The 26,644-nt window shown below is 64.8% G+C and carries 20 protein-coding genes, 2 tRNA genes and 2 pseudogenes; 6 read left to right on the top strand and 18 right to left on the bottom strand.

Annotated features, from left to right (window positions below):
• Positions 1-564: 564 nt before the first annotated feature.
• The 5 genes from EP7_RS24150 to EP7_RS24170 all read right to left on the bottom strand — a co-directional run bounded on the left by EP7_RS24150 (position 565) and on the right by EP7_RS24170 (position 9,046).
• Positions 565-675, bottom strand: a tRNA-OTHER gene (locus EP7_RS24150).
• 200 nt (positions 676-875) lie between these two features.
• A complete protein-coding gene (locus EP7_RS24155) occupies positions 876-3,332 on the bottom strand; it encodes a phosphoketolase family protein (RefSeq protein ID WP_463524763.1) in 2,457 nt (818 codons plus the stop codon).
• Positions 3,333-3,945: 613 nt separating this feature from the next.
• A complete protein-coding gene (locus EP7_RS24160) occupies positions 3,946-5,070 on the bottom strand; it encodes an ABC transporter permease (RefSeq protein ID WP_463524764.1) in 1,125 nt (374 codons plus the stop codon).
• Position 5,071: 1 nt separating this feature from the next.
• Positions 5,072-7,894: a ribosome-associated ATPase/putative transporter RbbA gene (gene rbbA, locus EP7_RS24165; protein ID WP_463524765.1), complete on the bottom strand. Its 2,823-nt coding sequence runs from the start codon at positions 7,892-7,894 to the stop codon at positions 5,072-5,074.
• A gap of 15 nt (positions 7,895-7,909) precedes the next feature.
• Positions 7,910-9,046: an HlyD family secretion protein gene (locus EP7_RS24170; RefSeq protein ID WP_463524766.1), complete on the bottom strand. Its 1,137-nt coding sequence runs from the start codon at positions 9,044-9,046 to the stop codon at positions 7,910-7,912.
• A 455-nt stretch (positions 9,047-9,501) separates the two neighbouring features.
• On the opposite strand from EP7_RS24170, the pseudogene EP7_RS24175 reads away from it, so the two are divergent.
• Positions 9,502-9,603: pseudogene (locus EP7_RS24175) on the top strand (polyphosphate kinase 2); the annotation flags it as partial.
• Positions 9,604-9,664: 61 nt separating this feature from the next.
• Here the strand turns inward: EP7_RS24175 and EP7_RS24180 are convergent.
• The 6 genes and pseudogenes from EP7_RS24180 to EP7_RS24205 form a co-directional block, all read right to left on the bottom strand.
• On the bottom strand, positions 9,665-10,123 hold the full coding sequence (locus EP7_RS24180; RefSeq protein ID WP_463528463.1) for a transposase: 459 nt from the start codon (positions 10,121-10,123) through the stop codon (positions 9,665-9,667).
• 90 nt (positions 10,124-10,213) lie between these two features.
• A complete protein-coding gene (locus EP7_RS24185; RefSeq protein ID WP_463524767.1) occupies positions 10,214-10,609 on the bottom strand; it encodes an IS110 family transposase in 396 nt (131 codons plus the stop codon).
• Positions 10,610-10,682: 73 nt separating this feature from the next.
• The gene (locus tag EP7_RS24190) at positions 10,683-11,018 is read right to left on the bottom strand and encodes a transposase (RefSeq protein ID WP_463524768.1); all 336 of its coding nucleotides are present in this window, start codon (positions 11,016-11,018) and stop codon (positions 10,683-10,685) included.
• A gap of 4 nt (positions 11,019-11,022) precedes the next feature.
• Positions 11,023-11,652 carry a transposase gene (locus tag EP7_RS24195; protein ID WP_463524769.1) on the bottom strand — a complete coding sequence of 210 codons (630 nt, stop codon included), beginning with the start codon at positions 11,650-11,652 and terminating at the stop codon, positions 11,023-11,025.
• A gap of 241 nt (positions 11,653-11,893) precedes the next feature.
• Positions 11,894-12,292, bottom strand: a pseudogene (locus EP7_RS24200) (transposase); the annotation flags it as partial.
• Positions 12,226-12,723 (bottom strand): helix-turn-helix domain-containing protein, encoded by a 498-nt coding sequence (locus tag EP7_RS24205; protein WP_463524771.1) that lies wholly within the window; start codon positions 12,721-12,723, stop codon positions 12,226-12,228. The gene EP7_RS24205 and the pseudogene EP7_RS24200, both read right to left, overlap by 67 nt.
• 184 nt (positions 12,724-12,907) lie before the next feature.
• Between EP7_RS24205 and EP7_RS24210 the strand changes: the two genes are divergently transcribed.
• Positions 12,908-13,246 carry a hypothetical protein gene (locus tag EP7_RS24210; RefSeq protein ID WP_463524772.1) on the top strand — a complete coding sequence of 113 codons (339 nt, stop codon included), beginning with the start codon at positions 12,908-12,910 and terminating at the stop codon, positions 13,244-13,246.
• 261 nt (positions 13,247-13,507) lie between these two features.
• Here the strand turns inward: EP7_RS24210 and EP7_RS24215 are convergent.
• A tRNA-Met gene (locus EP7_RS24215) sits at positions 13,508-13,581 on the bottom strand.
• Positions 13,582-13,816: 235 nt separating this feature from the next.
• On the opposite strand from EP7_RS24215, the gene EP7_RS24220 reads away from it, so the two are divergent.
• Positions 13,817-14,767, top strand: a complete 951-nt coding sequence (locus tag EP7_RS24220) for a 6-phosphogluconolactonase (RefSeq protein WP_463524773.1) — start codon at positions 13,817-13,819, stop codon at positions 14,765-14,767.
• Positions 14,768-14,777: 10 nt separating this feature from the next.
• Here the strand turns inward: EP7_RS24220 and EP7_RS24225 are convergent, their stop codons facing one another.
• From EP7_RS24225 to EP7_RS24250, 6 genes are all read right to left on the bottom strand, one after another.
• Positions 14,778-15,596, bottom strand: coding sequence for an alpha/beta hydrolase family protein (locus EP7_RS24225; RefSeq protein WP_463524774.1), 819 nt, complete (start codon positions 15,594-15,596; stop codon positions 14,778-14,780).
• Positions 15,597-15,677: 81 nt separating this feature from the next.
• A complete protein-coding gene (locus EP7_RS24230) occupies positions 15,678-16,004 on the bottom strand; it encodes a hypothetical protein (RefSeq protein WP_463524776.1) in 327 nt (108 codons plus the stop codon).
• 90 nt (positions 16,005-16,094) lie between these two features.
• Positions 16,095-19,787, bottom strand: a complete 3,693-nt coding sequence (locus EP7_RS24235; protein WP_463524777.1) for an efflux RND transporter permease subunit — start codon at positions 19,785-19,787, stop codon at positions 16,095-16,097.
• Positions 19,788-19,833: 46 nt separating this feature from the next.
• The gene (locus EP7_RS24240; RefSeq protein ID WP_463524778.1) at positions 19,834-20,961 is read right to left on the bottom strand and encodes an efflux RND transporter periplasmic adaptor subunit; all 1,128 of its coding nucleotides are present in this window, start codon (positions 20,959-20,961) and stop codon (positions 19,834-19,836) included.
• Positions 20,962-21,073: 112 nt separating this feature from the next.
• Complete coding sequence (locus tag EP7_RS24245; protein WP_463524779.1) at positions 21,074-21,814, bottom strand: TetR/AcrR family transcriptional regulator; 741 nt, start codon at positions 21,812-21,814, stop codon at positions 21,074-21,076.
• 100 nt (positions 21,815-21,914) lie between these two features.
• Positions 21,915-23,252 (bottom strand): hemolysin family protein, encoded by a 1,338-nt coding sequence (locus EP7_RS24250; protein ID WP_463524780.1) that lies wholly within the window; start codon positions 23,250-23,252, stop codon positions 21,915-21,917.
• A gap of 248 nt (positions 23,253-23,500) precedes the next feature.
• Here EP7_RS24250 and gcvT point away from each other — a divergent pair, with 248 nt between their 5' ends.
• From gcvT to gcvPA, 3 genes are all read left to right on the top strand, one after another.
• The gene (gcvT, locus tag EP7_RS24255; protein ID WP_463524781.1) at positions 23,501-24,592 is read left to right on the top strand and encodes a glycine cleavage system aminomethyltransferase GcvT; all 1,092 of its coding nucleotides are present in this window, start codon (positions 23,501-23,503) and stop codon (positions 24,590-24,592) included.
• Positions 24,593-24,651: 59 nt separating this feature from the next.
• A complete protein-coding gene (gcvH, locus tag EP7_RS24260; RefSeq protein WP_463524782.1) occupies positions 24,652-25,038 on the top strand; it encodes a glycine cleavage system protein GcvH in 387 nt (128 codons plus the stop codon).
• A gap of 191 nt (positions 25,039-25,229) precedes the next feature.
• The gene (gene gcvPA, locus EP7_RS24265; protein ID WP_463524784.1) at positions 25,230-26,582 is read left to right on the top strand and encodes an aminomethyl-transferring glycine dehydrogenase subunit GcvPA; all 1,353 of its coding nucleotides are present in this window, start codon (positions 25,230-25,232) and stop codon (positions 26,580-26,582) included.
• The last annotated feature ends 62 nt before the right edge of the window (positions 26,583-26,644 follow it).

The raw sequence follows: 26,644 nt of genomic DNA on the forward strand, positions 1-26,644 counted from the left end.
GAACCAACTGCTTCGCTTGCCCACCATTTGCCCACCGGAACTCTCGACTCGATAAATGACCCGGACCTTTCCCTCCTTAATGAACTCTGGCCCGATCTCAAACCGGAGATTCGAGCCGGGATCGTCGCTATGGTTAAAGCAAGCGTCATCCACAAGCATTAATAATCCCGAACTGGACTAACTCCACAAATGGCGAGCACCAAGCTAACGGATTAGCAAACCGTCGCGGTTGCGACATAAGTGTCATTTCTGAAAGCAGGTTGCGGAACGATCGACGAGAAGCTTCCCACGATTTGCCCACTGGCGATTGTCGAATGTTAAACGACTTAAGCCTTGTGGTCCAAGCTTGGGCGGAATTACCCGAAGCGATCCGGGCCGGGATTCTCGCTCTGGTGAAGGACTCCGGTGCATGACTACTTATGACAAAAGAGCTAGCCGGTCGTTGGGGGGCACCTCAAGGATTGGAAGGCAGGGTTAGGCACCATCCGCCACGATGAGCTTATCGCCGACTGATTCGGTTCCAGGGGGCAGGTCAGTCGGGACCTGTCGGCCCCTGGCATTAATTACCGGCGGTGGGATTCGAACCCATACGGGGGCTCCCCCCCGGGGGATTTTAAGTCCCCTGAGAGCCCAGCGATAACTTTCGATCAGGCAACGACTTTGCATCATATCGGCGGTTGCAAATCCCTTCCCTTTCCCCTCGGGATAGGAGAGACGCAGTGGACCTCGCAGAATCTGCTCGGCGACCGTCATTACGACCTCGCACGGCTATGTTGTGCGAGAACCATCGCAGATTCTCGCCGAACTTGGGAAGGCTCCTTCCTTCACGAGTTTCCTTCGCAAGCTTGATCCACGCCGGAAATAAGGGCCCACGCCTAGACGTTGTCCCCTTCGGTGGAGGTGGACGCCGAGCCAGCCTGCAACTGCGCCCCCCAGCTCCAGGCGCTGATTGCCGGGATGTCATCGCCGTGTTGTGCGATGTATTCCTTGTGCTCGATCAGCTTCTCGTGGATCGCCTGCTTGAAGTAGGCGGCGCGGGAGCCGAGCTGGGGAAGCCGATCGATCACGTCTTCCACCAAGTGGAACCGGTCCAGCTCGTTGAGGACCACCATGTCGAAAGGCGTCGTCGTCGTGCCCTCCTCCTTGTAGCCCCGGACGTGGAGATTCTTGTGGTTGGTTCGCCGGTATGTCAGCCGGTGAATCAGCCAAGGGTAACCGTGGAAAGCGAAGATGATCGGCTTGTCCTTCGTGAACAGGGCGTCGAAGTCGTGGTCCGAGAGTCCGTGAGGGTGCTCGCTGGCCGGCTGCAGCTTCATCAGGTTCACGACGTTCACCACGCGGACTTTCAGCTCCGGCAGGTGCGTGCGAATGAGCTCGACCGCCGCCAGCGTCTCGAGGGTCGGGACGTCTCCGCAGCAGGCCATGACCACGTCCGGCTCGCCCCCCTTGTCATTGCTGGCCCACTCCCAGATGCCGAGGCCAAGGGTGCAATGCTTGAGGGCTTGGTCCATCGTCAGCCACTGCGGCGCGGGCTGCTTGCCCGCGACGACGACGTTGACATAGTTGCGGCTGCGAAGGCAGTGGTCAGTGACCGAGAGCAGGCAGTTCGCGTCGGGCGGCAGGTAGACGCGGATCACCTCTGCCTTCTTGTTGACGACGTGGTCGATGAAGCCGGGATCCTGGTGGCTCAGACCGTTGTGGTCCTGCCGCCAGACGTGCGAGCTGAGGAAGTAGTTGAACGATGCGATCGGCCTGCGCCAGGGAATGTGGTTGCATACCTTGAGCCACTTGGCATGCTGGTTGAACATCGAGTCGATGATGTGTATGAACGCCTCGTAGCACGAGAAGAACCCGTGACGGCCGGTCAGGAGGTATCCCTCCAGCCAGCCCTGACACTGGTGCTCGCTGAGCACTTCCATCACCCGACCGTCCGGGCTCAGCTTGTCGTCCTCGGGGTAGATCTCGGCCATGTAGCAGCGGTCGGTGACCTCGAGCACGTCCTGCCAGCGGTTCGAGTTATTCTCGTCCGGGCTAAAGATTCGGAAGTTCTGGCTCTCAAGGTTCAGCTTCATCACGTCCCTAAGAAAGGTGCCCATCACTCGCGCCGACTCGGCCGTAGTCGCGCCAGGGCTGGGCACGTCCACCGCGTAGTGACGGAAATCGGGCATCTTCAGGTCCCGCATCAGTAGGCCGCCGTTGGCATGAGGATTATCGCTCATCCGGCGGTGGCCCTTCGGGGGCAAGTCGGCCAGTTCAGGTGTCAGCCTCCCTTGGGCGTCGAACAGCTCCTCGGGCCGGTAGCTCTTCATCCAGTCCTCGAGGATTCGGATGTGATCGAGCTTGTCCATGTCGCCCATCGGAACTTGATGGCTCCGCCAGTAGTCCTCGCACTTCTTGCCGTCGATCTCCGGCGGGCAAGTCCACCCCTTCGGCGTGCGGAAGATAATCATCGGCCACGCCGGGCGCTTCAGGTTGCCCCTCGTCCGGGCGTCGTCCCAGATACGACCGATCTCCGCCACGACGGCATCGAGCACTCCGGCGAGCTGCTGATGGACCGCCGTCGGATCGTGCCCCTCGACGAAGTACGGCTTGTAGCCCATGCCCTCGAAGTACTTCTGAAGTTCTTCCTTCGGGATCCGGGCGAGGAAGCAGGGATTAGCGATCTTATAGCCGTTGAGGTGGAGGATCGGCAGTACGCAGCCGTCGCGCGCCGGGTTGAGGAACTTGTTCCCGTGCCAGCCGGTCGCGAGAGGGCCGGTCTCCGCCTCGCCGTCGCCGACGACACATGCGACGATCAGACTTGGGTTGTCGAAGGCCGCCCCGTAGGCGTGGCTCAACGAGTAACCGAGTTCGCCGCCCTCGTGGATGCTGCCCGGCGTCTCCGGCGCGACGTGACTAGGAATGCCCCCCGGGAAGCTGAATTGTTTGAACAGCCTTCGCATTCCCTCAGCGTCCTGACTGATCTCCGGGTAATACTCGCTATAAGTTCCTTCGAGGTAGGCGTGGGCAACCAGGGATGGGCCGCCGTGCCCCGGCCCGATGATGTAGATCATGTCCAGATCATCTCGCTTGATGACCCGGTTAAGATGCGTGCAGAGCATGTTCAGGCCTGGCGACGTGCCCCAATGGCCGAGCAGCCTGGGCTTGATGTGCTCACGCCTGAGCGGCTCTCTCAGGAGGGGATTATCGAGCAGGTAGATTTGCCCGACGGACAGGTAGTTGGTGGCACGCCAGTAGGCGTCGAGCTTGCACAACTCGTCCGACGAAAGAGGCGTCTCTTCGCCACGAGAATTGTCCGAGGGCATGGCGGTCTCGTTTGGTGCTCGAGTCATCGGTGTCACGTCCATTGGTCCACTCCGCAATAGAGATCGCTGGCATTTACTAAATCAAAAATGCATGTTATACTTATATTGAAAGTAGGCATGTTGTTTTCGTCGTAATTATGCCTTTCTAGTCAGTAGATATCACTTGCAGATAGTCGAGTTCGCGTCCGGGAAATCGGCGTTTCACCCGACGCATTTCGTCCGAAGGCGATATCAATTCCGAAGAGTTCGAGCCCCTCGCAGATGCGGCTGCGGACATCGGGAGAGTTTTCGTCGACACCCCCGGACAAAGTGCGAGTGCTCTTGCTCAGCCCTGTCCGTGGCATTTGCTAATCCGCAGTCGTGATTCTGGTCGTCCAGAACGATCATTCGCTCAGTACCTATCAATGAGCGTACTCTCACCACCTTATCGCGTTGATTCGGCCATCAGGCCCGCTGGAGGAGCATCGGTGTCAATATCACCGCGATTCGGTCGATTTCCAAGCGGAAAGAGGCCGATTGCACAAATCGACTCTTTACGCAGACGATTCGCTTCCAGCTAGCCCTTGCTATCGGTCACATCCCATCAGCTTATAGGTGACAGCTTCGCCCATCAACGCTCGGGAAACCGCAGCTTTCTGGCCTATTTGCTTACGGAGATCGATTGGCGGAACTGTCGGAGACTGAATGCGAAAAAGGCGAGGCCGATAGTGGAAACGGCTAAGAATTGGGGCCAGACGGTCTCGAGCCCGGCGCCTCGGAAGATGATCGCCTGCGAGAAACTGACAAAGTGGCGGGAAGGCAGCAGCAACGTGAGTCGCTGCATCCAGAAGGGTTGGCTTTCGACCGGCGTGTTGCCGCCCGAGAGTAATTGCAGCACGATGACAACCAAAATAATCAGCAATGCGAACTGGGCCATGGAACGGGCGATCGTTCCTAAGTAAAGCCCGAGCGCGGTGGCGGAGAACAGGTAGAGCACGACACCGAAGAGGAAGAGTCCGAGCGACCCTGCGATCGGCACGTGCAAAAGACCGCGCACGACGAAGATCATCGAGACTGATACGGCCATGAGAATGACGAGGCCGTTCGCCCAGACCTTGGAAATCGCGATCTCGAATGGGGTAAGCGGCAGCGTAAGAAGGTGCTCGATCGTGCCATGCTCGCGCTCCCGGATCAGCGCTGCCCCGGTGAGCACCACCGTGAGTGTGGTGATTTGATTAATTAGCGCAACGATCGCGGTGAACCAAGACGCCTCGCCATTGGGGTTGAATTCCTTGCGGACCACGACGCGCAGAGGCTGGTCGAGCTTCGCGTCCGTGCGCAGGATGAAAGAGGAAACCCGATCGTTGAGTATGCCTTGAATGTAGCCGGCACCGATGCTCGCCTGTTGCATCGCTGTAGCGTCCACGTTCACTTGCACCTCGGTGGGCCGGCCGCGGCGAAGGTCAGATTCAAATCGCGTCGGGATCGTGACTATGAACATGAAACGGCCGCGGTCCATATCTCTCGAGGCGTCATCAGGCGCGATGAGGACGGGCCGCTGGAATTGAGGAGGAAAGAATGAAGCGATCAACTCTTTCGACAGCTGGGACTCATCCTCATCAATAAACGCTAGGCTGGCGTTATTGACCTCGGATTTGACACCTCGCGCCTGTGTAATGATCGACAGCGAAAACGCATAAATGATAAAAAGAACGAGGACTGGGTCACTCGCTAGGCTGCGTAATTCCTTCACGCCGAGCCAGAGGATATTGGAAGGCCGCCTCATACTATTTCTCCTGGCGGGGTAGCCCCGCAACGCTGAGACCGATGAGGATCGGAATGAAGGCGGCCAGGGCGAGGGCATCTGTAAGGAGGCCGTAGGCCCCCAGGCCCTTGGTAAAGGCACCGACGCTGGCGTGCATGTAATACGTGGTGGGCCAGAGCATGCCGAAGACTCGGGCACCGCCGTCCAGGGTTGAGACCGGTTGGAGCAGGCCGGAGAATTGCGTGGTAGGCAGGATCGTGAGGATCGTCGTGATGAAAACGGCTGCCACTTGGCTGGAGGTGAACGTCGCGACGAGCATGCCGAGCGACGTGGTGGCCGTCACGTAAAGCAGAGCGCAGACTGTCAGCATCCAACCACTGCCCTTGAGCGGAACTCCGAATAAGAGGACGGCCATAAGCAGGAGCGCAACGTGATTGATCATGCCGATAGCGATGTATGGCAATTGCTTGCCCACTAGAAACTCAAGCCGACGTGTGGGTGTGACGTAGAAGTTGATGATCGATCCCAGTTCCTTTTCCCTGACGATACTCACGGCCATGAGGATTGCCGGGATGAGAATCAGCAAGATGGCGGGCACGCTCGGCACGATGGCGTAAATACTCTCGAATGTTGGGTTGTAGGCGAAACGGGTCTGGATCTCGACGGCGGGTTGCCTTGGAAAGTCGCCGGGGCTGCTCCGCACGTATTCCTCCAGGAATGTATTATGCACGCCCTGTAGGTACTGGCGAAGGCTCTCCGCGCGGTTCGTGGGAGCGCCGTCAACCCAGGCTGTAATCTCGCCTTTGTTGCCCTTGCCGAGGTTCCTACCGAAATTGGGCTGCACCTCGAGGGCGACCTCGATTTCATGCGATTTCAATCGCAATTGCAGGTCTTCTTGCGTCTTGGCTGGTGAATGACGGACGAAGTAGCGTGAGCCCTCGAATGAAGCGAGGTATGCGCGACTCTCGGGTGACTGATCAAGGTCCAAATAGGCAAACCGAATGTTCTCGACATCGGTCGTAATGCCGAAGCCAAAGGCAAGCATCATCAAGGCCGACCCGACGAACGCGAAAAGCAGACGAACTGGGTCGCGTTCGATCTCCTGGGCCTCGCGACGGCTGTAGGCTAGTGTCCGGCCTAGGCTCAGACCGGATCCCGGTTGATGCGTCAGGGCATTCGTATACGACGTGCCGGGTGCGGGCGTTACCGTCGCGTCTGAATTGCCGCTCGGCTTTGTCGCGTCAGGTACGTGTAATTCTGCCTCAACCTGCTTCTGTCGGGCGGCCTCGGCCTCGGCGATGTAGACGATGAAGGCGGATTCCAGGTCCTTGGTGCCGCGTACGGTCGCTAGACGCGTTGGGGTGTCGCAGGCCAGCACGACACCCGCGTGCATCAGGGAGATCCGATCGCAACGCATTGCTTCGTTCATGAAGTGCGTGGAAACGAAGATCGTCACTCCTTGTCGGCGTGACAGGTCGATGAGCAACTCCCAGAACTCGTCGCGGGCGACAGGGTCCACCCCTGAGGTTGGCTCATCGAGCAATAGCATATCCGGCTCGTGCAGTACGGCGACAGCAAGTGAAAGCCTCTGTTTCAGACCTAGAGGGAGATCCTGCGAGGGAGCATTGAAGTGTGCCCGCAGGCCGAAACGGTCCACCAGTTCGTCGATTCGGGAGCGGGCTCGGTCTTTCGGGATGTCGAAGATTTTGGCGTGGAGGTCAAGGTTTTGCCGCACTGAAAGCTCGCCGTAAAGCGAGAACGCCTGCGACATGTATCCCACCCGGTTCCGGGTGGATAGATCGTTGGCGTCCACGGGCTCGCCGAAGAGCTTTGCCTCTCCCTCGCTGGCGGGAAGTAGGCCTGTGAGCATCTTCATCGTCGTGGACTTGCCGCAGCCATTCGAGCCGAGGAATCCAAAGATCTCGCCGCGGCCGATGGTGAAACTTACACGGTCGACCGCGACGAATTTCCCGAAGCGTTTGGTGAGTCCCGTAGCCTGAATTGCCGGCTCTCCCCCCGGGTCCACGCGCGGCGGGATCACCAGGGTGCGACGACCACTCGTCTCGGCGCCGGGCAAAAGCGAGACAAATGCTTCCTCCAAGCTGCTCGCGCTGGTTCGTTCCATCAATTGGGCGGGTGTGCCGATGGCAAGGACTCGACCGGCGTCCATCGCGATTGTCCAGTCGAATCGCTGAGCCTCCTCCATATAGGCGGTCGAGACGAGCACGCTCATTCCAGGGCGTTGTGCTCGAATGTTGTCGATCAGGTTCCAGAACTGCTGGCGGGACAGGGGATCGACACCGGTAGTCGGCTCGTCGAGGATGAGCAGGTCGGGGTCGTGGATTAACGCGCCACAGAGGCCGACTTTCTGCTTCATGCCGCCGGAAAGCTTGCCCGCGGGCCGATCTGGAAACGGGCCCAGCCCGGTGGCGTCCAACAGCACCTTGATCCGTAGCTCGCGCTCCGCGTCTGGCACGCCGAAGAGTCGCGCAAAGAAGTCAATATTTTCGAAAACGCTCAACTCGAGGTATAGGTTCTTGCCAAGACCCTGGGGCATGTAGGCGATTCGTGGACACACTTCGCTTCGGTGCCCTGCATCGTTCATATCACCGCCGAGAACGAGGACCTCGCCCGTTTGGATCCGCTTCGAGCCGGCGATCAGGCCCATCAACGTTGACTTTCCCACGCCGTCCGGCCCGATAAGGCCAACCATGCAGCCGGACGGGACCTCGACGTCGAGGCCGTCCAGTGCGCGCACCGCTCCGTAAACGTGCGAAACGCCGCGGACCGAGACCACAGACTTATCGTGTTCAATCGGACTAGCGGACCTGCTGGATGTGGCCATTGGGTCCTCAAATCACTATTTGGAGGCTGTTTCGCCGGCAGCCGCGGGGACGACTGGCTTCTCTTTGGCTGGCGGGGCGGGTGCGGGCTTCTGAGACGGGTCGCTCGCGGGCGCCGCTTCGTCCGCTCCATCTTTCGAGGATGCATTCGCCGTTGCCGAGGCCGGGCTACGCGCGGGCAATCGCCGTTCGAGATGCTCCGGCCACTTCACGGTGTCGTCGAGCTTGACATAACCCACTCCGCGGATGCCGGTTTTTACTCGCTCGATGTACGGCAGGACACGCTCAGGGGGCACGGTCAACTTAACCCGGAACATCAGCTTGTCGCGCTCACTGCGAGTCTCAACTTGTTTGGGGGTGAACTGAGCCTCCGGAGCGACAAAACTGACCTTTGCCACAGCGGCAAACTCGGGGGCGATGTCGAGGACGATGCGGGCGTCAGCACCGATCTTGATCTTTACGGCATCCTGGGCAGGCAGGTAGATCTCCATGTAAACATCGGCGAGGTTAACGAGTGTGAGAACTTTGCCGCCGTTGCCCAAGACCTCCCCCTCCTCGGCGAGTCGATAGAGGACGCGCCCCTCGACGACGGAGTAAAGGGTCATATCGTTAATTCGCGTTTGGATATGTGCCACTTCGGCCTTGGCGGCGTCGACCGTCCTTCGGGCAGTGTTCATTCGTGCCTTCTCGCCGTTCAATGTCGCGCTGCAAGTCTTTACCAAGGTCTCCTTGAGGTCGAACTCGGCGCGGGTTGCGGCTTTGCGGGCGACGAGTGCGCGGGTTCGTTCGAACTCGATCTGGGCAAGCTTCAACTGGCTTTCTGCCTTAGCGATTGCCGCGTCGACCTCTATCGCCTTCGCTTCCTCCTCGGCGACTGTCGCCTCGCCTTGAGCAAGTTCCGCCTCGAGGGTGACGATGTCCATCTTCGCGACGACTTGGCCGGTTCGAACCATGTCCCCCTCGTGAACGAAAATCTTCGTTACCCGGCCAGGTATCTTCGTTGTCACGTCCACTTGAACCGACTCGATCCGCCCGTTTCCCGATGCGATACCCGGCGGCAGCGCCGTCAGCCGGGCTTGATAAGCCTGCCAGGCAAGGACCCCGCCCCCAGCTAGGAAGGCTAGAATCAGCACTAAGAATGTTCTCCTCTTCATCGTGGTCGCTCCCAACGATCCATTGACTCGCTTGCTGCGATTGAACCCAATCCCAGCCAGAATGAGGCCTACGTATCGTCGAGTGGGAAGCACGGATCAGGGCTTGACAGCCCCGAACAATATTCACTTCACGACGTGAACCCAGGCCCTGAAACCACTAACGCGGGCGACGGAACAAAATTGTAGCAGCGGAATTCGCGCCAGTTAAGGACCACGCGCGACAAAGCCAACGCGACGAAGACACAGTCGCCCGGCATCCGGTACAACCACGAATTGAGTCGCTACGAAAGCTCGAATTCGAGGAAGATCTCCCTCTGGCGAAACGGCAGTCTCTCCGAATGACCTATTAATTTGAAACGTGGAGAGGAGCTGAGCATGAGCCATAGTGACAAGATCAAGCGGGATAGGGCGCACGCGGCGAAGGAAAACTCGGCGGCAAGGATTCTTAACACGAACTTGCGAAACTGCGCGTAGAACTCGTAAAGCTGCAGTAGTGGGTGCGACATCAAGGCCTCAAGGTCTGCATCGTGTTCGAAGGATGTGATGGCGCTGAAAAAGTGACTGTGTTTCGAGACAAGGCCTCAGGTGCCGTTTGATTCGGAGATCGTGAGCTGACATTCAGCGGGCCAGCGCCAACTCCGGCTCCCACGGCCGGCCGGCGCGGACCACCGCGGTGGCGATCACCAGCAGCTTGCGAGCGACCGCCGTCAGGATCACCTTTGACTTCTTGCCCCACGACACCAGGCGTTCCTTGAACGCCTTCATTGCGGGGTTGTATCGCACCGCCGACAGGGACACAAGGTAGAGCACCCGTCGGAGCACGGCTCGGCCGCCGCGGACATGCCGACAGCCATGGCGAGTGCCGCTGTCGTCGGCGAACGGCGCCAGACCGACCAGTGCCGACATCCTGCTCCCGTCAAGGGCACCCGATTCCGGCAGGGCGGCCATCAGCGTCAGGCTGGTCTCCGGCCCCAGCCCGAGGATGCTCCTCAGCGGCTCGTCCCGCTCCTTCCACGCCGGGCTCGCCTTGACCGCCTCGTCCGGGAGGCGATCGGCCTCTGCGGCCTCGACCCCCAGCTAGGCAATTTGCCGCTCAAGGCCGGCCCTCACCATCGCATCGGAGCAGGAGCCCAGGCGATTGGATTCCATGAGCCGCATGCCCGGCAGTTATTGGCGTCGTGACTGCAGGGCGTCCAGGGCCCGGACCTCGGCCGAGGGGAGCGGTCGGGCCTCGGGGTGGATTGCCTTGGCGCAGTGGGCCAGGGCCTCGGCGTCGATCCGGTCGGTCTTGGCCAGGGGGCCTGAGGCCTTGGCGAAGTCGCCAGCCTGTCGCGGGTTGATCGCGGCGACGGGGATGCCGGCAACCAGGGGCAGATCGAGGCCGCCGGTGGCCTCGACGACGATCAGGGCGGGAGCCAGGGGTCTCAGCCGGGCGACCACCGCGTCGATGCCGGCCGGATCGTTTGAGTCGCGGTTCGGCGCGGAGCTGGGGCGAGTGGCGGTGTCGAGATCGGCCTCGGAGACGTCGATTCCGATGTCGATCGGGGGCTTGGTGTCCAGCATGGTCTCGGCACGATGAGGGTCTCCCGGCGTGTCCCGTCCTTGCAGATGCGGCCTCGGGGGGCCTGGCGACTGTTCAGGATCCGGTCGGGGTGGCGATGGAGGTGGCGAACCTCGCTTTTTCACGGCCTCGCGGTGTACGGGCCAAGGGGGCGACGGAGTAGTTGTTGAAGCCCGCCTCGACGGCCTCCCTCAAGCCGCTCCGGGTCGTATGACTACGCCGTGGAATCTCCTGATGCTTGATCTGCCTGAAGACCGGCTCGATCCGGTTCGGTTCCGTCGAGTCGGGCGGCAGGAAAGACAAGTAGATTTCCCGCTCGGCTAGATCCTTCCGGGCTGCGCGGACGGCCTTGCTCGTGTGGAAGCCGGCGTTGTCCAGCACCACCACGCGAGGCGCCTTCGACCACGGCAAGCCTTCAGGACCCCATCAGGTCGTGCAAGTCCCAGGTCCGCTCGGCCGTGAAGACCTCCAGCCGGCGCGTCCGCCCGAACGGCCTATCGGCCGCAAGGGCGTTGACCCTCCGGCCCTGCGGGGCCTCGTACCGGATGAACTTCCTCCGCCCCGGCAAGCTCCAGTTGTCGCCCACCGGCCGCGTGGGCGAGAAGCCGCACTCGTCGAGATCGTACAGCACCACGGAGCCGGCTTTGGCCCTGGCCATCAGGTTGGCCAGGACCCTGCCGGCCCGCTCGGCCTTGGCCGGGTCCTGCTTGTGCTTGAGCGTCGAGGCCGTGCGGCGATAGCCGGCCCTCATCCGCTTCAGGGATCGGCGGACCTGACGCGGCCCGAGCCCGATGCCGCGATCGGCCAGCGCATCGGCGAGTTGGCGGCTGGTCCGGGTGCGGTCCTCGGCGAGCAACCTCACCAACTCGTCGGTGACCTGAACGTGGCGTGCGGCATCGGGAGGCGGTCCGGAGCGAAAGGGCCGAAGGGCGTCGGTCCCTCGTGCGAGGAAGCCGCGGAGCAGGTCGCGGACAGTCTGGCCGCAGTAGCCCAGGTGCGAGCCGATTCTGGGTGCCGACCAGCCGGCATCGGAGAGGAGGACCATCGCGATGTGGTCCGGACCTTATTGACCTTCGGATGGTTAAATTCCGGTTCGGAAATGGGAGATCCGACCCGTTCCAGAGCGACCGAATCAGCCCCGGATTGCCCCTGACACCTCGCAGATTCTCCCGGACCACCCGCTCCAGGTGGAGGACATCCTCGGGCACGAAGTTGGCCATCCGCCCGTGCTTCAGGTGGCCCCAGATCATCTCCACCGGGTTGAGATCCGGGGCGTAGCCGGGCAGGTGCTCCAGCGTCAGCCGGGGGTAGCGCCCCAGCAAGGCTCGGATCGCCGGCCCCTTGTGGTTGCTCCCCCCGTCCCAGACCACGATCACCCGGCCCTTCAGGTGCCGCAGCAGGCCCCGGAGGAAGGAAACCACCGCCTCGGCGTCGATGTAGCCCTTGGGATCGGTCTTCCAGCACAGCCCGAGCCGGCGCCGCCCCGGCGCGACGCTGATGGCGGCGATCGTCGAGACCTTCTGGCGATGTCGCCCGCACCCGGTCAGCACCGGAGTCTGCCCCTTGGGGGCCCAGGTGCGGCGGACCGCCGGGTTGAGGAAGAAGCCGCTCTCGTCGATCAGGACGACGTGGGACCCCTCGTCCCTCGCTTTTTTTCGATCCGGGGCCAGTCCTCGGCGGCCCAGCGGGCGATGGCCGGGTTGTCCCGCTCCACCGCCCGGACCTCGGGCTTCGGCGGCGAGGAGCCTCGCCGGGTGAGCCAGCCGGCCAGGTCGTTGGAGTTGAAGCGGACGCCGTACTTCCTGGCGATGACCTCGGCCAGTCGCCTGGTGGTCCAGAGGTCGGTCTTGTCGCCGAAGGCTTGCGGGCTCCTGGCCAGCCAGGACAGGACGGATTGCTCCCTGCGGCGGGTGAGCTTGGGGGCCGGCCCGGGGTGGGGCGTCGCCTTGAGGCCCTCCTCGCCGGCCTCGCGGTGGGCGGCCACCCACCCGCCGACGGCCCGGGTCGAGACGCCGAGAAAAGCGGCGACATCCTGCTGCTTCCAGCCCTCGGCGACCCGCTGCACGACGAGACGTCGGCGGGCTTCGGGTTCGGTCGATGTTCCGGTGGGTCTCATCGCCGGAAAGTATCGGAAACGGACGCCATCCGACAAGAAGTTAGCCGCCTGAGGGGCAATAGGCGGGAGCGGAACCCGCCGCAAGGCGCGGAGTTCATCACGGATCGCGTCGTCGAGTGGAGTGCGGATCATACCGAATTAGAGAGAGACCGAGTCCTGATGCTCAGCGGGCGCAGCGCCGTCGGTGACGGTCGAGGCCGGCTACACGAAAAATAGCGATCGGGCGAGCCTCCCCCTGCCCTCCGACGTCGCAGCCGATCTGCCCCGGTTCGTCGCCGAGATACCGCCAGACGGCCCTGTCTTCCCGCTGTCGGACAAGGGCGCGGACATGCTGAAGCTCGACCGTGCCGCCGCGGGGATCGCCTATAAGAACCAGGGGGGCCTCGTCTTCGACTTCCATGCACTTCGATGCCAATGCGCTACACTCGCCGATGAAGCCGGAGTCTCGCGCCGCGTCGTCCGGAGGTTGATGCGGCACTCGACGCTCGAGTCGACCGGGCGCTATACCAGCCCAGGACAGTAGACATCGAGAATGCGGCCTCGTCGCTTCCCAGCCTCCGCCCAGCCAGCCCGGACCGTGAACTCACGGCGACCGGGAGGGAGGGAAACGCATCAACGATCCCCTTGCCCACTTTTTGCCCACCTGAGGGGACGGGTTGGGGCGGGCGGTGGCGGATGCTGGCGTGAAGGGCGTCGAGATGGTCGGCGAGGAGATCGGCCGTAAACCCTTGGCCGTGGCGGGGTTTGACGGCCTGGGGCGGGGCCTGACGGGGAGGGGGGCGAATAGCGGCGTCCGGACTCGAACCGGAGACCTGCGGATTATGAGACCGCCGCTCTAACCAACTGAGCTACGCCGCCGCTTCTGCAAGCGGGCTATTCGCCGCGAGGAGAGAATCTTATCACGCGGGGGCGATGGTTTCAAGGTCCGACGTCGCCGACGTTTGGACCGATGGGTGGGATTGGAGACGAGATCGCCGGGAGTGGGGACCGTGCGAGGGCGGCGGGGGATTGCCCGTAGCGGCTGGGCGGGATACCTTTGCCGGCCTTGGGATTGCGCGTGACGCGATCCCGTCTACCCGACGGTGACTGAGCCATGAACCTGCTGACCACGTACGCCGGGTCGATGATGGAAGGGTTCTTGCCAGCGGGCTGGGACCTGGCGAAGATCGACGCCTGTGCCTCGCATCCGCCGGGATCGATCGGCGAGCGGCAGCCCTGGTGGAATCCGGGGTTCAACCCGGTGGTCTGCGAGACGGTGGCCGACTTCGATGTGATGCTCGGGCATGAGATCGCCCTGACCATCAAGCGAACCGCCGACGAGGGGCGGGAGGCCGCGCTCATCCTGCCCGTGGGGCCGATGGGCATGTATCGCTGGGCCGTCTACTTCCTCAAGGAGTGGGGGGTCGGCTGCGAGCACGTCCACGGCTTCAACATGGACGAGTGGAGCGACCGCGAGGGTCGGACCCTCCCCTCGAATGACCCCGGCGCGTTCCAGAATGCGATGGAAGGGGCCTTCTACGGGCCGATGGGGTCGCGGAGCGTGCCGGCGGACAGGCGCTGGTTCGCCACGCCCGAGCGGCTTCCGCATTATGGAGAGCGGATCGCGGAGTTGAAGGCGAAGGGGGCCGAGCTCTCGGTGATCTTCGGCATCGGTCGGGTTTGCCACATCGCCTTCTGGGAGCCCCATTTCGCCGCCGATTACAAATCGGTGGAAGAGTGGAAGGCGCAGACCTACAGGCTGGGGGCGAAGCTGCATCCGCTCACGATCGAGCAGAATGCACTGACGAGCTTCAAGAGCCGGACGACGCTGGTGCCGGCGTTCGCCAACACGATCGGGCCGGGGGTGTTCCTCCAGGCCGACCGGATTATCGGCGGGGCCGACGGCGTGTTCGACCGGGGGATGCAGTGGCAGGGCCTAAGCCTCTGGATGACCCTGCGATATGGGCCCGACCCGTGGGTGCCCAGCAGCTTCATGCCCACCCTGCCGGGACGTCTCTTCTACCTGAAGGGCCTGGCCGGCCCGCTGGTCCCCGAGATGAACTGACGGCAGGCCGTCAAGGACCCCGCAGGACATGGCTGGTGTTGAAGCCGGCGGAGTTGGCGGGGTCCTCGATGGTGGCGAGGTAAAACCGGGCCGTGTTGATGTGGTCGGACCGAGTGAGTGAGGGTGTCGCGAGCAGCCCACCGGGCCCGGGGACACGATAATTCCAGACTCCCGCGACGTGAGCCTGGCCGCCATAGCCGCTGGGGCCGGGGGCCCAGTAATTCTCGACCCTGGCGGCCGAGTTGGCGACGCAGAGTTGGCCGAAGATGACGTCGTGGTGGCATGAGGCAGGGTCCAGGAGCGTGACCTGCCCGACGAGCCTGCCGGTGCGTCCGGCGATCGCCTGCGCGGCAGAGGCCATCAGCGTACCGCCGGAACTCTGGCCGATGAGGTGGAGTCGCTCGGGGGGGACGCCCGTCGCCAGCAGGGCCTCGGCGAGGCGTTGGCCGTGGTCTTCGGCGCGGGCGAGGTTACGTCTGGGGATGACGCTGCCGACCGAATCGGCCCCCCAGGCCCACTCCAGGACATTGGCGGAGTTGCCAAGTCGGCGGCCGATGGCGGCAGCAAAGGTCGGGGCGATCGTGTAGTGGATTCGGCCCGAAAACGGGTTGGCGCCGACGGCGATGACGACGGTCGGCCGCGACGGATCGAAGGGGTCGGCCGGCCCGCCGCCCGCGGTCAGATTGATGAGCACGCCGGCGTTGGCGTCGGGGCCTCGCTCGAAAAAGGCGGGCTGTAGACGGTACGGATTGGCTCCGACGGCCAGCGAGATGGCCGCGACGAAGAGGCACGACATGTGGTGCGACTCATGGTGGGTGCTGCGGCGCATCCCTGGCGATCGGCTCCGATCCGTCTACCCATAATCTACAACGTGGGCGAGGGGGCGGCGTGGAATCTCGTCGGGGCGGGTTCAGTCGATGCTCAGCGCCATAAGGGCGCAAACGATCATCATGAGTAGCAGGCCGATGATGAAGATGATGTCCGCGGTAAGGTCGAAGACCCGACGCCGCCTCCGGCTGCGATCGCGGAGCGCGAAAAAGCTGAGCATCGAGCAGGTCAGGAAGGCGAGGGCGTCGGCCGCCAGCAACTCCTCGGCGACGGTCTGCACCGCCCTGAGATGCGACAGGACGCCGATGAGGCCGATACCGGTGAGGCATACTCCGACCATCCCCCCCGAGGTGGAGAAGATCGTCAATCGGTGGGCGAAGGAATTGCCGTCGTCGTGCTCTTGAGTCATGGATGGCCGGCCGTCGGGGTGGCCGGTCCCCGGTCGAGCGACGCTGGACCGGGGCCGGACGGGCTATGCTAGAACGGCGGCCGCCCCGGTTCAATGACCGCCCGAGGCGAGGACTGCGTACTCGGCCGGGGGCCCTTCGTGGGTGTGGGTGCCGGGCTCGGCCCACTTGATCAGCTTGAAGTCCTCGACGAAGAGGACGTAGAGGACCGGGACGACGACCTTGGTGACGAGCGTCGCGAGCAGCAGCCCGACGATCTGCACGTAGCAGAGAGGCTCCCAGAGCGGCCCTCCCTTGATGGCCAGCGGGATCAGGCCGCCGACGGTGGCCAGGACCGTGACGAGCACAGGACGAAGGCGCACGAGCGCGGCGTCGATCACCGCCCGCCGCAGGGGCTCGCCCCGCTCGTGGGCCTCCTCGATGTACTCGAAGAGCACGATGACGTGGCTGATGATGACCCCGGCCAGCGACGAGAGCCCCAGCAGCGCGAAGAAGCCGAGCGGGACGTCGAACACGAGCAGGCCCATCAGCCCGCCGACCATGCCGAAGGGGACCGCGGCGAAGACAACCAGGGGCTTCGTCAGGCTGTTGAACTGGAGCACGAGCGCGATGTAGATGGCCACGATCGACGTGATCATGGCCACGGTCATCGTCCCGAAGCCCTTCTCCTGTTCCTCCTTCTCGCCGCCGAAACTGTAGTGATAGCCGGCCGGCCAGTCCTTCGTGGCCTCGGCCAATTTCACCCCGAGGGCCTCGACGACGCGGCTGGGGAGCACCCCGGGGATGGCGTCGCACTTGACGGTCAGGCAGCGCTCGTTGTCGCGCCTCATGATCTTGGGGGCGACGGCCTCGGGCCGGAAGCTGGCCACCTGGTCGAGCGGCAGGCGGAGGTTGCCGAACGCGCTGGTGAGGCTCAAGGTGCGCAGGTCGTCGAGCTGGCTGCGCTCGTCGGGCCTGAGCTTCAGGGTCACCGGGATCAGGCGATCGCGGGAGCGGATCGCGGTGGTCGGCAGGCCCGAGAGGGCCCCATTCATCAGCGACGCGATGGTCTGGTTGGAGACGCCGGTGAGGTTGGCCCGCTCGGCGTCGACCTTCAGGCCGAGTTGGAGGATCTCGGGGTCCCAGTCATCCTGGATGTCGATCGTGCCCGGGTAGTTGCGCATGAACGACTTGACCTGCTCGCCCAGACGCCTGATCGTCTTCAGGTCGGGGCCCATCAGGCGGACCTGCACCGGCACGCCGATCGGGGGGCCTGTCTCGAGCTGGTAGACGCGGACGCGTGCCGCGGGGACCTTGGAGGGGAGGATCGCCTTGAGCCTGGCCCCGAGCGCGGCAGTCTTCAGGCGGTCGCGGGTGTGGATCATCACCTGGGCATAGTTGGCCGCCGGCTGTTCGGGCACGATCGAGAGCCAGAACCTAGGCCCGCCCGCGCCGACGTAGGTCGTATAGGATTCGGCGTCATCGCCGAGCACCTCGTCGATGTGGGCGATGGCCCGCATCGCCTCGTCCTTGGTCTGGCGGATGGGTGTCCCCTCGGGCAGGAACAGGTCGACGCAGAAGACCGTGTGGAGATCCTTGGGGAAGAAGTTGGTGCCGATGAGCGGGAGCAGGCTGATGGCCGAGCCCAGCACGATGAAGCATGCGATCAGGGAGGTCCACTTGTGATCCATGCACATCTCTGAGAACCCGTTGTAGACCCGCGCGAACCGAGAGCCCTTGCCCCCCTCCCCCACGCCAGCCTCCATGCCGACCTGCCCCCTGAGCATCAAGTAGCCGAGCATCGGGATGAACGTCATCGACACGATACGGCTGGCCACCAGCGAGGCGGTGACGACCACCGGCAGCGAGTAGATGAACTCGCCGACCACGCCGCTGACGAGCAGCAGCGGCAGGAACGCGACGCAGTTTGTGATGGTTGCGTAAAGGATCGCCCTGGAGAGCTTCTGCGGGCCGAGCCAGGCGGCGACGTCGCGAGGGGTGCCATGCGCCAGCTCTCGATTGATCGCGTCGCCGGCCACCACCGGGTCGTCGACCAGCAGGCCGAGCGCGATGATGAGCGCGGCGATGGAGATCTGCTGGAGGTCGATGCCCAGCAGCGAGCAGATGCCAAGAGTCATCGCCAGGGTGATGGGGATGGAGATGGCCACGAGCAGGGCGCTGCGCCACTCCATGAAGAGGAGGGCCACGATGACGACGATGACGATGGCCTCGATCAGGCAGTCGTCGAACTCGTGGATCTTGTGCCGGACACGCTCGGGCTCGTCGCTGGTCCGATCGATGCGGAGGTCATCGGGCAGGACCCCGCGCATCTCGCCCAGCACTCGATCGACATCATTGGAGAACTCGGCGATCTGCGTCCCCTTCACCTGACGCACGGCCAGGGTGATCGCCCTGGTGGTCCAGAGCTGCTTGGGGCCGCCTGATTTCGAAGCCTCTGCCGCACCGTGGCCCTCCACACCGCCCGAAACCATCCCGGTGCCGACGTCGGGCTGGAGCGAGGTGGGCGGGTGCGCGGGGTCGGCCTTGATGGTGCGGAAATTCAGGTTCCGCGGGGGGTCCTCGTAGCCGCCGACGACCTCGACGAGATCCCTGAGGTAGACGGGATAGCCATCGCGGACCTCGACGACCACGTCGCGCAGCTCCTCGGCGCCGCCAAGCTTACCGGTTGGCTTGACGACCAGGTTCTGGCCGGGTAGCTCGACGGTGCCGCCCGGGACGTCGATATTTCGCTGGGCGAGCGTGCGGGCCAGCCCTTCGAAGTCGAGTCCGGTCGAGGCCGCGCGACGTCCGCTCATATAGAGATAAACCGCCTCCTCGACCACGCCCAGCTGCTCGATCTTGCCCACCCGGGGCGTCTGCCGCAGTCGATCCTGGATCAGGTCGGCGTGGCGTCTCAGCTCCTCGTAGCTGTACCGAGCCACCCCGCCCGGCTCGGCCTGACACCGGCGTTTCAGCTCGCCGACCAGCTCGGAAAGATCGGCCACGAGAACGCCCGGCCAGACGTCGGGGTGCCCCAGGCCGCTGCCCACGGCCGAGGCCTGCCAGCGCTCGACCTCGCGGCCCAGGGAAGCCCGGTCGATCCCGTCGATCAGGCGAAAGTCGACCACGCCGGCACCCAGGAGCCCCACATACTGGCCGTCCTCGGCCATCCCTGCGTCCTTCAAGTGGAGCAGAAGCGATTGGGCCAGGCGCTCGATGAGCGCCGGGTCGAGCGACGTGGGGTGGACGAGCACGCCGCTGTGCCTGCGGTCGCGCAAGCCCTCGGGCCGCGCCTCGCGCACGGCCTTCAGGCGTTCGGCGATGAGTGCGGCGCGACGCTCGACCTCGACGTCGGAGACGGGCGGGCTGCTGATCGTGAGCATCACCGCGACGGTGTCGCCGAAGTCCTTGTCAAGCCTCGGCCTTGGTGCCTGGCCGCCGGACATCGGCAGGTCGGTCATCGCGGCGAGCTTGTTGTCGAGGTCTTGCCAGATCGCCTCGGCGTTCTTCGTCGTGTCGTACAGGTCGACGAAAACCACGGAGAGCCCCTGGCGGCTGAGCGAGCGGACATGCTCGACGGCGGGGTTCTCGGCCAGCTTCTTCTCGATCTTGCGCGTCAGCTCCTGCTCGACCTCGATGGCGTTGGCGCCCGGGACGTTGGTCAGGACCACGCCGCTGCGGACCTGGATCACCGGGTCCTGCCGCTGCGGCATCGACCGGTAGGCCTGCACGCCCCAGAGGAGGGTGAAGACCAGCAGGGTCCAGGCGATCGGCCGCTTGTAGACGAAATACTGCGACGTGGTCATGGACGTCCACCGGGTTGAGGCCTGCGCTGGCGCGTTTCCATCCGTCTTACTCGGCGACCTGGACGGCCTGGCCGTCGTACAGCCTGTGTGTGCCGGTGGCCACCACCCGATCGCCGTCGCGGAGCGCCCCGGCCTGGCCGTCGAGTCGGACGGCGATCCGATTATTGAGGACGTCTTCAAACTCGACGGGGGTGGCCCGCACCACGTCTCGGCCGTCTTCCTCGATGACCCGGTAGACGTCGTAGCCCGATCCCGTAATCCTGGGGACGATGGCGGTGAGCGGAAGGAGGTGGGCGTTCACCTCGCGGCGGAAGGCGACGGTGGCCATCATGCCGGGGCGCAGGCCCTCGGGCCTGTCGATGCGGACCTCGACGGCATATGTGCGCGTCTGCGCATCGGCCATCGAGCCAATCTTGTGGATCGTCCCCTGGAACCGCCGGCCAGGCAGGGCGTCGCTGGTGACCTCGAACGTCTGGCCCAGCGAGAGCCGGCCGACGGCCGTGTCGGGGACGCCGAAGGCGATGACGACGCTGGAGAGGTCCAGCAGCAAGAACGCCTTCTGGTTGGCGGCGATGCGCTCGCCCCCCTCGATGGACCTGGCCGCGACCGTCCCCTCCTCGAACGGGGAGACGAGCGTGCAATACGAGAGGTTGGCGTCGGCCTGCTCCAGGTCGATCTTGGCCGACTGAACATCTCGCCGGGCCGCGTGGACGGCGGCCTGGGCCGAGAGCTGCTTGGCCTTCGCCGCGTCGAGGTCGGCCGACGTCGATGCATTACGGCGGACGAGCTGGTCAGTTCGCCTCAGCTCAACCTGGGCCAGGCCGGCGTCGGCCTCCTGCTGTTCGAGCCTGGCCTCGGCCGTCGCCAGCTTCTCCCCCGCCACCCCCCGCTCGCGAACATAGTCCGAGCGATCGAGCTGCGCCAGCGCCGTCCCCTTGGGGACGCGATCCCCTTCGTGAATGTTCCGCACCTGGCCACCGTTACCCCGGACCTGATACAGGGACTCGACCGTGCCGCCGACGCGGAACGAGAGCTCGGCCTTATGAAGCTCCTTGACCGCCGCGCTGTAACGCAGGCCCGAGGCGACGACTTCGGGCTGGAGCATGACCACGCGGACGGACGCGGGGGCCACCTCGGTCGAGACAACCTCCCTCGACTTCACGACAGAGGCCATCCACTGACGCCCGCCGAAGGAGGCCCCCGTCACGACCGAGAGCACAATAAGGCCGATCGTCAGTTTTCGACGATTCGTCGAAAACTGCGCAAAAAAAGGGAGAGGGCGCAATTCAGCTGGTGGCGAGGCCGACACGATTGCATTCATCGGCGAAGATCTCCCGGGCGACCTTGCGGAGGGTCTCGGCGTAGTCCCACTCGGAGACGAGTGGCCTCCAGCCAAGTCCATCGAGGAAGTGCTGGATGTTCTGGCTCATCACGGCGAAGGGGTCGCCGATTTCGAACGCGTTGAGCGTGTGGGGCAGCTTGGTCATCGCCTCGTGGGTGCCGATGGCCAGGGTAAAGACACCGAAGGCGACCGAGCCGGCCGTCGTCGGGGGCTTCAGGACGATATCGCCGGCCCGTTCCGCGTCGCGGACGATGTCGCAGACCCAGCCGCAGATCAGGTCGTCCTGGCATCCGAAGGCCCCCAGCCGCTCGGCCGTGGCCCGGTCGCCGAGGTCGGCCATGCGGACGATCATCTCGGCGTGGAAGTAGTGCGGGTGCAGCCGGGCAAAGAGCTCGTCGGCAAATCCGAGGGCGACCATCCGCTCGCGAGGTCGACCGTTATAGACCCTGGCCCGGTCGAAGAGGGCGATCCGCTGGGCGTTGCTCTGAACGGCGAGCGCGGTGACGAGGTCTTCCTTGGTTGCGAAATGGTGGTAGACCGTCCCCTTGGAATACTCCGAGGCCTCGGCCAGGCGGTCCATGCTCAGGCCCGCATAGCCCTGCTCGATGAGCATCGTCCGGGCGAGCGCCAGCAGCAGCTCCTCTCGCTGCTGGACCTCGCGTTGTTTGCGCTCGCTCGTCTTCATGGCGAGATTATCGACGGTTCGTCAGAAATCGTCAAGGCGTCAAATCACAGGCCAGCGGTCGAGTCCGGCGGGCCATCCAGGGGCCCGCGTGGGCGTGGGCTCAATCCGCCCGAGATTCGCCCGAGCTGGACTCGACGGGGATGGGCTCGACGCGGACACGGCGGATCCGGGTGGGGTCGGCCTGGAGGACGATGAGCCGATGGTTGCCGACGTCGACGGAGTCGCCCGTGCGGCCGAGCCGGCCGAGGATGTCCAGGATCAGGCCGCCAGCCGTCTCGGCGTCGGTCTCGGGGACGACGACCCCGCATTCTTCGGTGAGGGTGTCGAGCGGGCAGGTGGCGTCGATCTCGAAGGCGCCCCCCTCGACGGCCGTGACCTGGGGCGTCTCGCGGTCGAACTCGTCCTGGATCGGGCCGACGAGCTCTTCGAGGACGTTCTCCAGGCCGACCATGCCGACGACGCTGCCGTATTCGTCCAGGAGCATGGCCAGGTGGACCCGGTTGCGCTGGAACTCGATGAGGAGCTGGTCGAGCCGCAGGGATTCGGGGAGGAAGGGGACCTCGCGAACCCACTTGCGGAGGTCGGGCCTGCCGCTGGCCTGGCCGCCGGCGCGGAAGACGTCCTTGACGTGGATCATGCCGATGACGGTGGTCAGGTCGTCTTCGCAGAGGGGGTACCGCGTGTGCCCCGCCTGGCGGGCGATCCTGAGGTTATCTTCCAGGGGGCGCGAGAGGCTGAGGTAGACGATGTCGGGGCGCGGGACCATGATCCGGCGGGCGGTCTTCTCCTCCAGGTTCAGCACGTTCTCGATCATGATGCGCTCGGTGCGCGAGAGGTGGCCGCCGGCGACGCTCTCGGCGACGATGTGGCGCAGCTCTTCCTCGGTGTGGGTCATCTCGGAGTGGTCGGTCGCACCCAGGCCGACGACCCAGAGGGTCAGGTTGCTGGCCGAGTTCAGGAGCCAGATGATCGGCCAGAAGGTGTAGTAGAACGCGATCAGCACCGGGGCCGTCCAGAGGGCGACCGGCTTGGCCGAGCGGATGGCCAGGCTCTTGGGTGCCTGCTCGCCAAGGGCCATGTGCAGGAAAGTCACCAGCGAGAGGGCCATGAACGGCACCATCGTGGCGATCAGGCCGGTGGCGCCGTGCTCGGTCTGGACGCCCATCCAGGCGAACGTCTGGATGATGGCCGGCTCGACCTTCTCCTCGATGGCCCGGCCCAGAGCGAGGCTGGCCACCGTGATGCCAAGCTGCGAGGCGGAGAGATACGAGTCGAGCCGGTCGAGCGCCCGCAGGGTGAGCTTGGCCGCCCAGTTGCCGGCCTCGGCGAGCTGCTCGATCTGGCTGGTCCTGACCTTGACCAGGGCGAACTCGGCGGCGACGAAGAATCCATTGATGAACACGAGCCCGGCGATGACCAAGAGGTCGGTGAGTCCCATTGTCCTGCTGGTCCGCCGGAGGGGGGGTGGTCGGGCCGGTTGCCGCGCCCCGCCTGAGGTGGGGGCGACCAGAGCAGAATCGGCCCGGAGGTCGCCACAATTCTATCCGATTGATGGCCGAGGTGCACGGGGGTACCGCCGCGCCAAAGGCGCCCCGCTCGGCGGCCGCCCAGGATCCGAATTGCCGAGGGGCGCGGGGCCTCGCTAGAATCGGCCACCCAGACGATCGCAGGAAGAGGAATCCGTCCATGACCGCCGAAACTCCGCTGCAGACACCCCTCCACGCCTGGCACAAGGCCCACGGGGGCAGGCTCGTCGAGTTCGGCGGCTGGTCGATGCCAGTCCAGTACACCACCATCGTCGACGAGCACAACGCTGTCCGCAGGCACGCCGGCCTGTTTGACATCGGCCACATGGGCCGGCTCCGGTTCCGAGGGCCCGACGCCCTCGCCTGGGTCGAGCGGCTCACGACCAATCACGTCGCGAAGCTTTCCGTCGGCCAGATCCAGTACAGCCTGATGGCCAACGAAGCGGGCGGCCTGGTCGACGACGTGCTCGTCTACTCCATGCCCGACGGCCTGGCGATGGTCTGCAACGCCTCCAACCGGGCCAAGGTCATCGAGCAGTTCGAGTCCTCTAAGCAGGGCCTCAACGCGCAGCTGATCGACGACACCCCGACCACCTCGATGATCGCCGTGCAGGGGCCGGCGGCCGTCGGCCTCGCGCAAACGGTCTTCCAGGGGGCCGACCTGGAGGCCCTCAAATATTACTGGGCCACCGACGGCCGGGTGCTGGGTCAGCCCGCGGTCGCCAGCCGGACCGGATACACCGGCGAGGACGGCATCGAGCTCGTCGTCCCCGCCTCGATCGCCATGGCCACCTGGGAGGCCCTGATCGCGGCCGGGGCCATCCCCTGCGGTCTCGGCGCACGCGACACGCTGCGGTTCGAAGCGGGCATGCCCCTGTATGGCCACGAGATGGACGAGACGGTCAACCCTTACGCCGCCGGCCTGGGCTGGGCGGTGAAGCTGAAGAAGGGGCCGTTCATCGGCCGAGACGCGCTCGTCGGGTTCAAGGCCAACCCGGGCCGGACCCGGGTGGGCCTGAGGCTCGACGGCAAGCGGATTGCCAGGCAAGGGTATGAGGTCAGCGACGGCGGTCGCACCGTCGGGGTTGTGACCTCGGGCTCGTTCCCGCCGACCATCAACGCCAGCCTGGCCATGGCGCTGATCGAGCCCGCCTTATCGGCCGTGGGCACACCCCTGACCGTGAACGTCCGCGGCAACCTCGAGACGGCGACCGTCATCGCGCTCCCCTTCTATCGTCGCCCCGAAGCCTGACGCCCACCCCTCCAGTTCCCCACTTCCCCAAGAACGCCAAGCCGGGACACCCGACTCCAATGGAACCGACCCGCTGCCTCTACACGCCGACCCACGAATGGGTGCACCTGGACGGCGACGTGGCCACCGTGGGCATCTCCAAGTTTGCCGTCGACCAGCTCACCGACCTGATCCTGATCGACCTGCCCAAGGTTGGTGCGATGGTGACGCGTGGCAAGAGCTTTGGCGAGATCGAGAGCGTCAAGGCGGTCAGCGACATGTACGCCCCGGTCGACGGCGAAGTCGTCGAGGTCAACCCCGCCGTCGCCGCCGACGTCCAGCTCCTGGCCGCCGACCCCTACACCAAGGGCTGGCTCATCAAGGTCAAGCTCTCCGCCCCGCACCTGCCCGACGGCCTGCTCGACCACGCCGCCTACGAGAAGAAGGTGGCCGACGAGGCCCACTGATCGGTCGATTGGCGAGGGGAGCCGGGGGCGGCCCAGGTCCTGGGCCGCCCCGATCTTGAGGTTGATCTAGCCGATCGGGGCGACTTTTCCTAGGATACCCCGACCGCCCGCCACGATTTGTCGGGTCAAGTCACCTGGACTCCGCCCCCCGCATGGCCTCCCGGCTCGATGTCCGGGAGGGAATCTTTTCCATGGCATATATCGCCAATACGCCGGATGACGTCCGCGTCATGCTCGGCGCCATCGGGCTCGACTCGCTCGATCAGCTCTTCGACATGGTGCCGCCGGAGTACCGACTCCGTCGCCCGCTGGACATCCCGCAGGCGCTCGGCGAGCTCGAGCTGACCGATCACCTCACGCGTCTGCTCGGCCGCAACGAGGCGACCGACCGGCGTCCCTGCTTCCTCGGCGGGGGGGCGTATGACCACTTCGTCCCGGCCGTGGTCGACTCGCTCGCCTCGCGCGGTGAGTTTTTCACCGCTTACACCCCGTATCAGCCCGAAGCCAGCCAGGGGACGCTCCAGGCGACCTTCGAGTACCAGACACTGGTCTCCCAGCTCACGGGCATGGACGTCTCCAACGCCAGCCTCTACGACGGCGGATCGGCCGTGGCCGAGGCCGTTCTGATGGCGATGACCGTCACAGGCAAGCACGGGCGCGTGGTCGTCGCCGGCAGCCTGCACCCCGAGGCCCGGCAGATTCTGGCCACGTTCCTCGCCAGTCTCGCCCCGGAACTCGTCGAGGTCCCGGCCCGAAACGGCAAGGTTGACCCCGACGAGCTGGCCGCGGCCGTCACCGACGACACGGCCGCCGTGGTGCTCCAGTACCCGAACTTCTTCGGCGTCCTGGAGGAGATCGAGTCGCTGGTCGACGCCGCCAAGTCGAAGGGCGCCCTGGCGATCGTCTCGGTCGACCCGATCAGTCTCGGCCTGCTGCGCCGGCCCGACACCTACGGGGCCGACATCGTGGTGGGCGAGGGCCAGGGGCTGGGCAACCCGCTGCAATACGGCGGCCCGTACCTTGGCATCATGGCCTGCCGCGAGGAATATGTGCGCAAGATGCCCGGGCGCATCGTCGGTCAGACGGTCGACCGCCACGGCAAGCGGTGCTGGGTCCTGACCTTGCAGACCCGCGAGCAGCACATCCGCCGCGAGAAGGCCACGTCCAACATCTGCACGAATCAAGGCCTGTTGGCGCTCAGGGCCAGCATCTACCTGGCCGCGCTCGGGCCCGTCGGCCTGCGCCAGGTCGCCGAGCTCTCCACGCGCAAGGCCCATTACGCCGCCGAGACACTGGCCAAGGTCCCCGGCCTGACGCTCGCCTTCGATGGGCCCTTCTTCAAGGAGTTCGTCGTCCGGTCGGCCAAAGACCCGGCGAAGGTCCTCGCCGAGGTGGGCAATCGCGGCTACCACGGCGGGATCGCCCTGGGGCGATGGTACCCCGACCTGGCCGACGGCATCCTCGTCGCCGTGACCGAGAAGCGCACCCGCGAGGAGATCGACGGGCTGGCCGCCGCCTACGCCGGGGCGATCGCCGCTGCCTGAGCCGACCACGCCGTCGCCGAGATGTCACCGGAACCAACCGGCCGCAAGGCACCGCCCGCCTG

Source organism: Isosphaeraceae bacterium EP7, assembly GCA_038400315.1.
Classification (GTDB): domain Bacteria; phylum Planctomycetota; class Planctomycetia; order Isosphaerales; family Isosphaeraceae; genus EP7.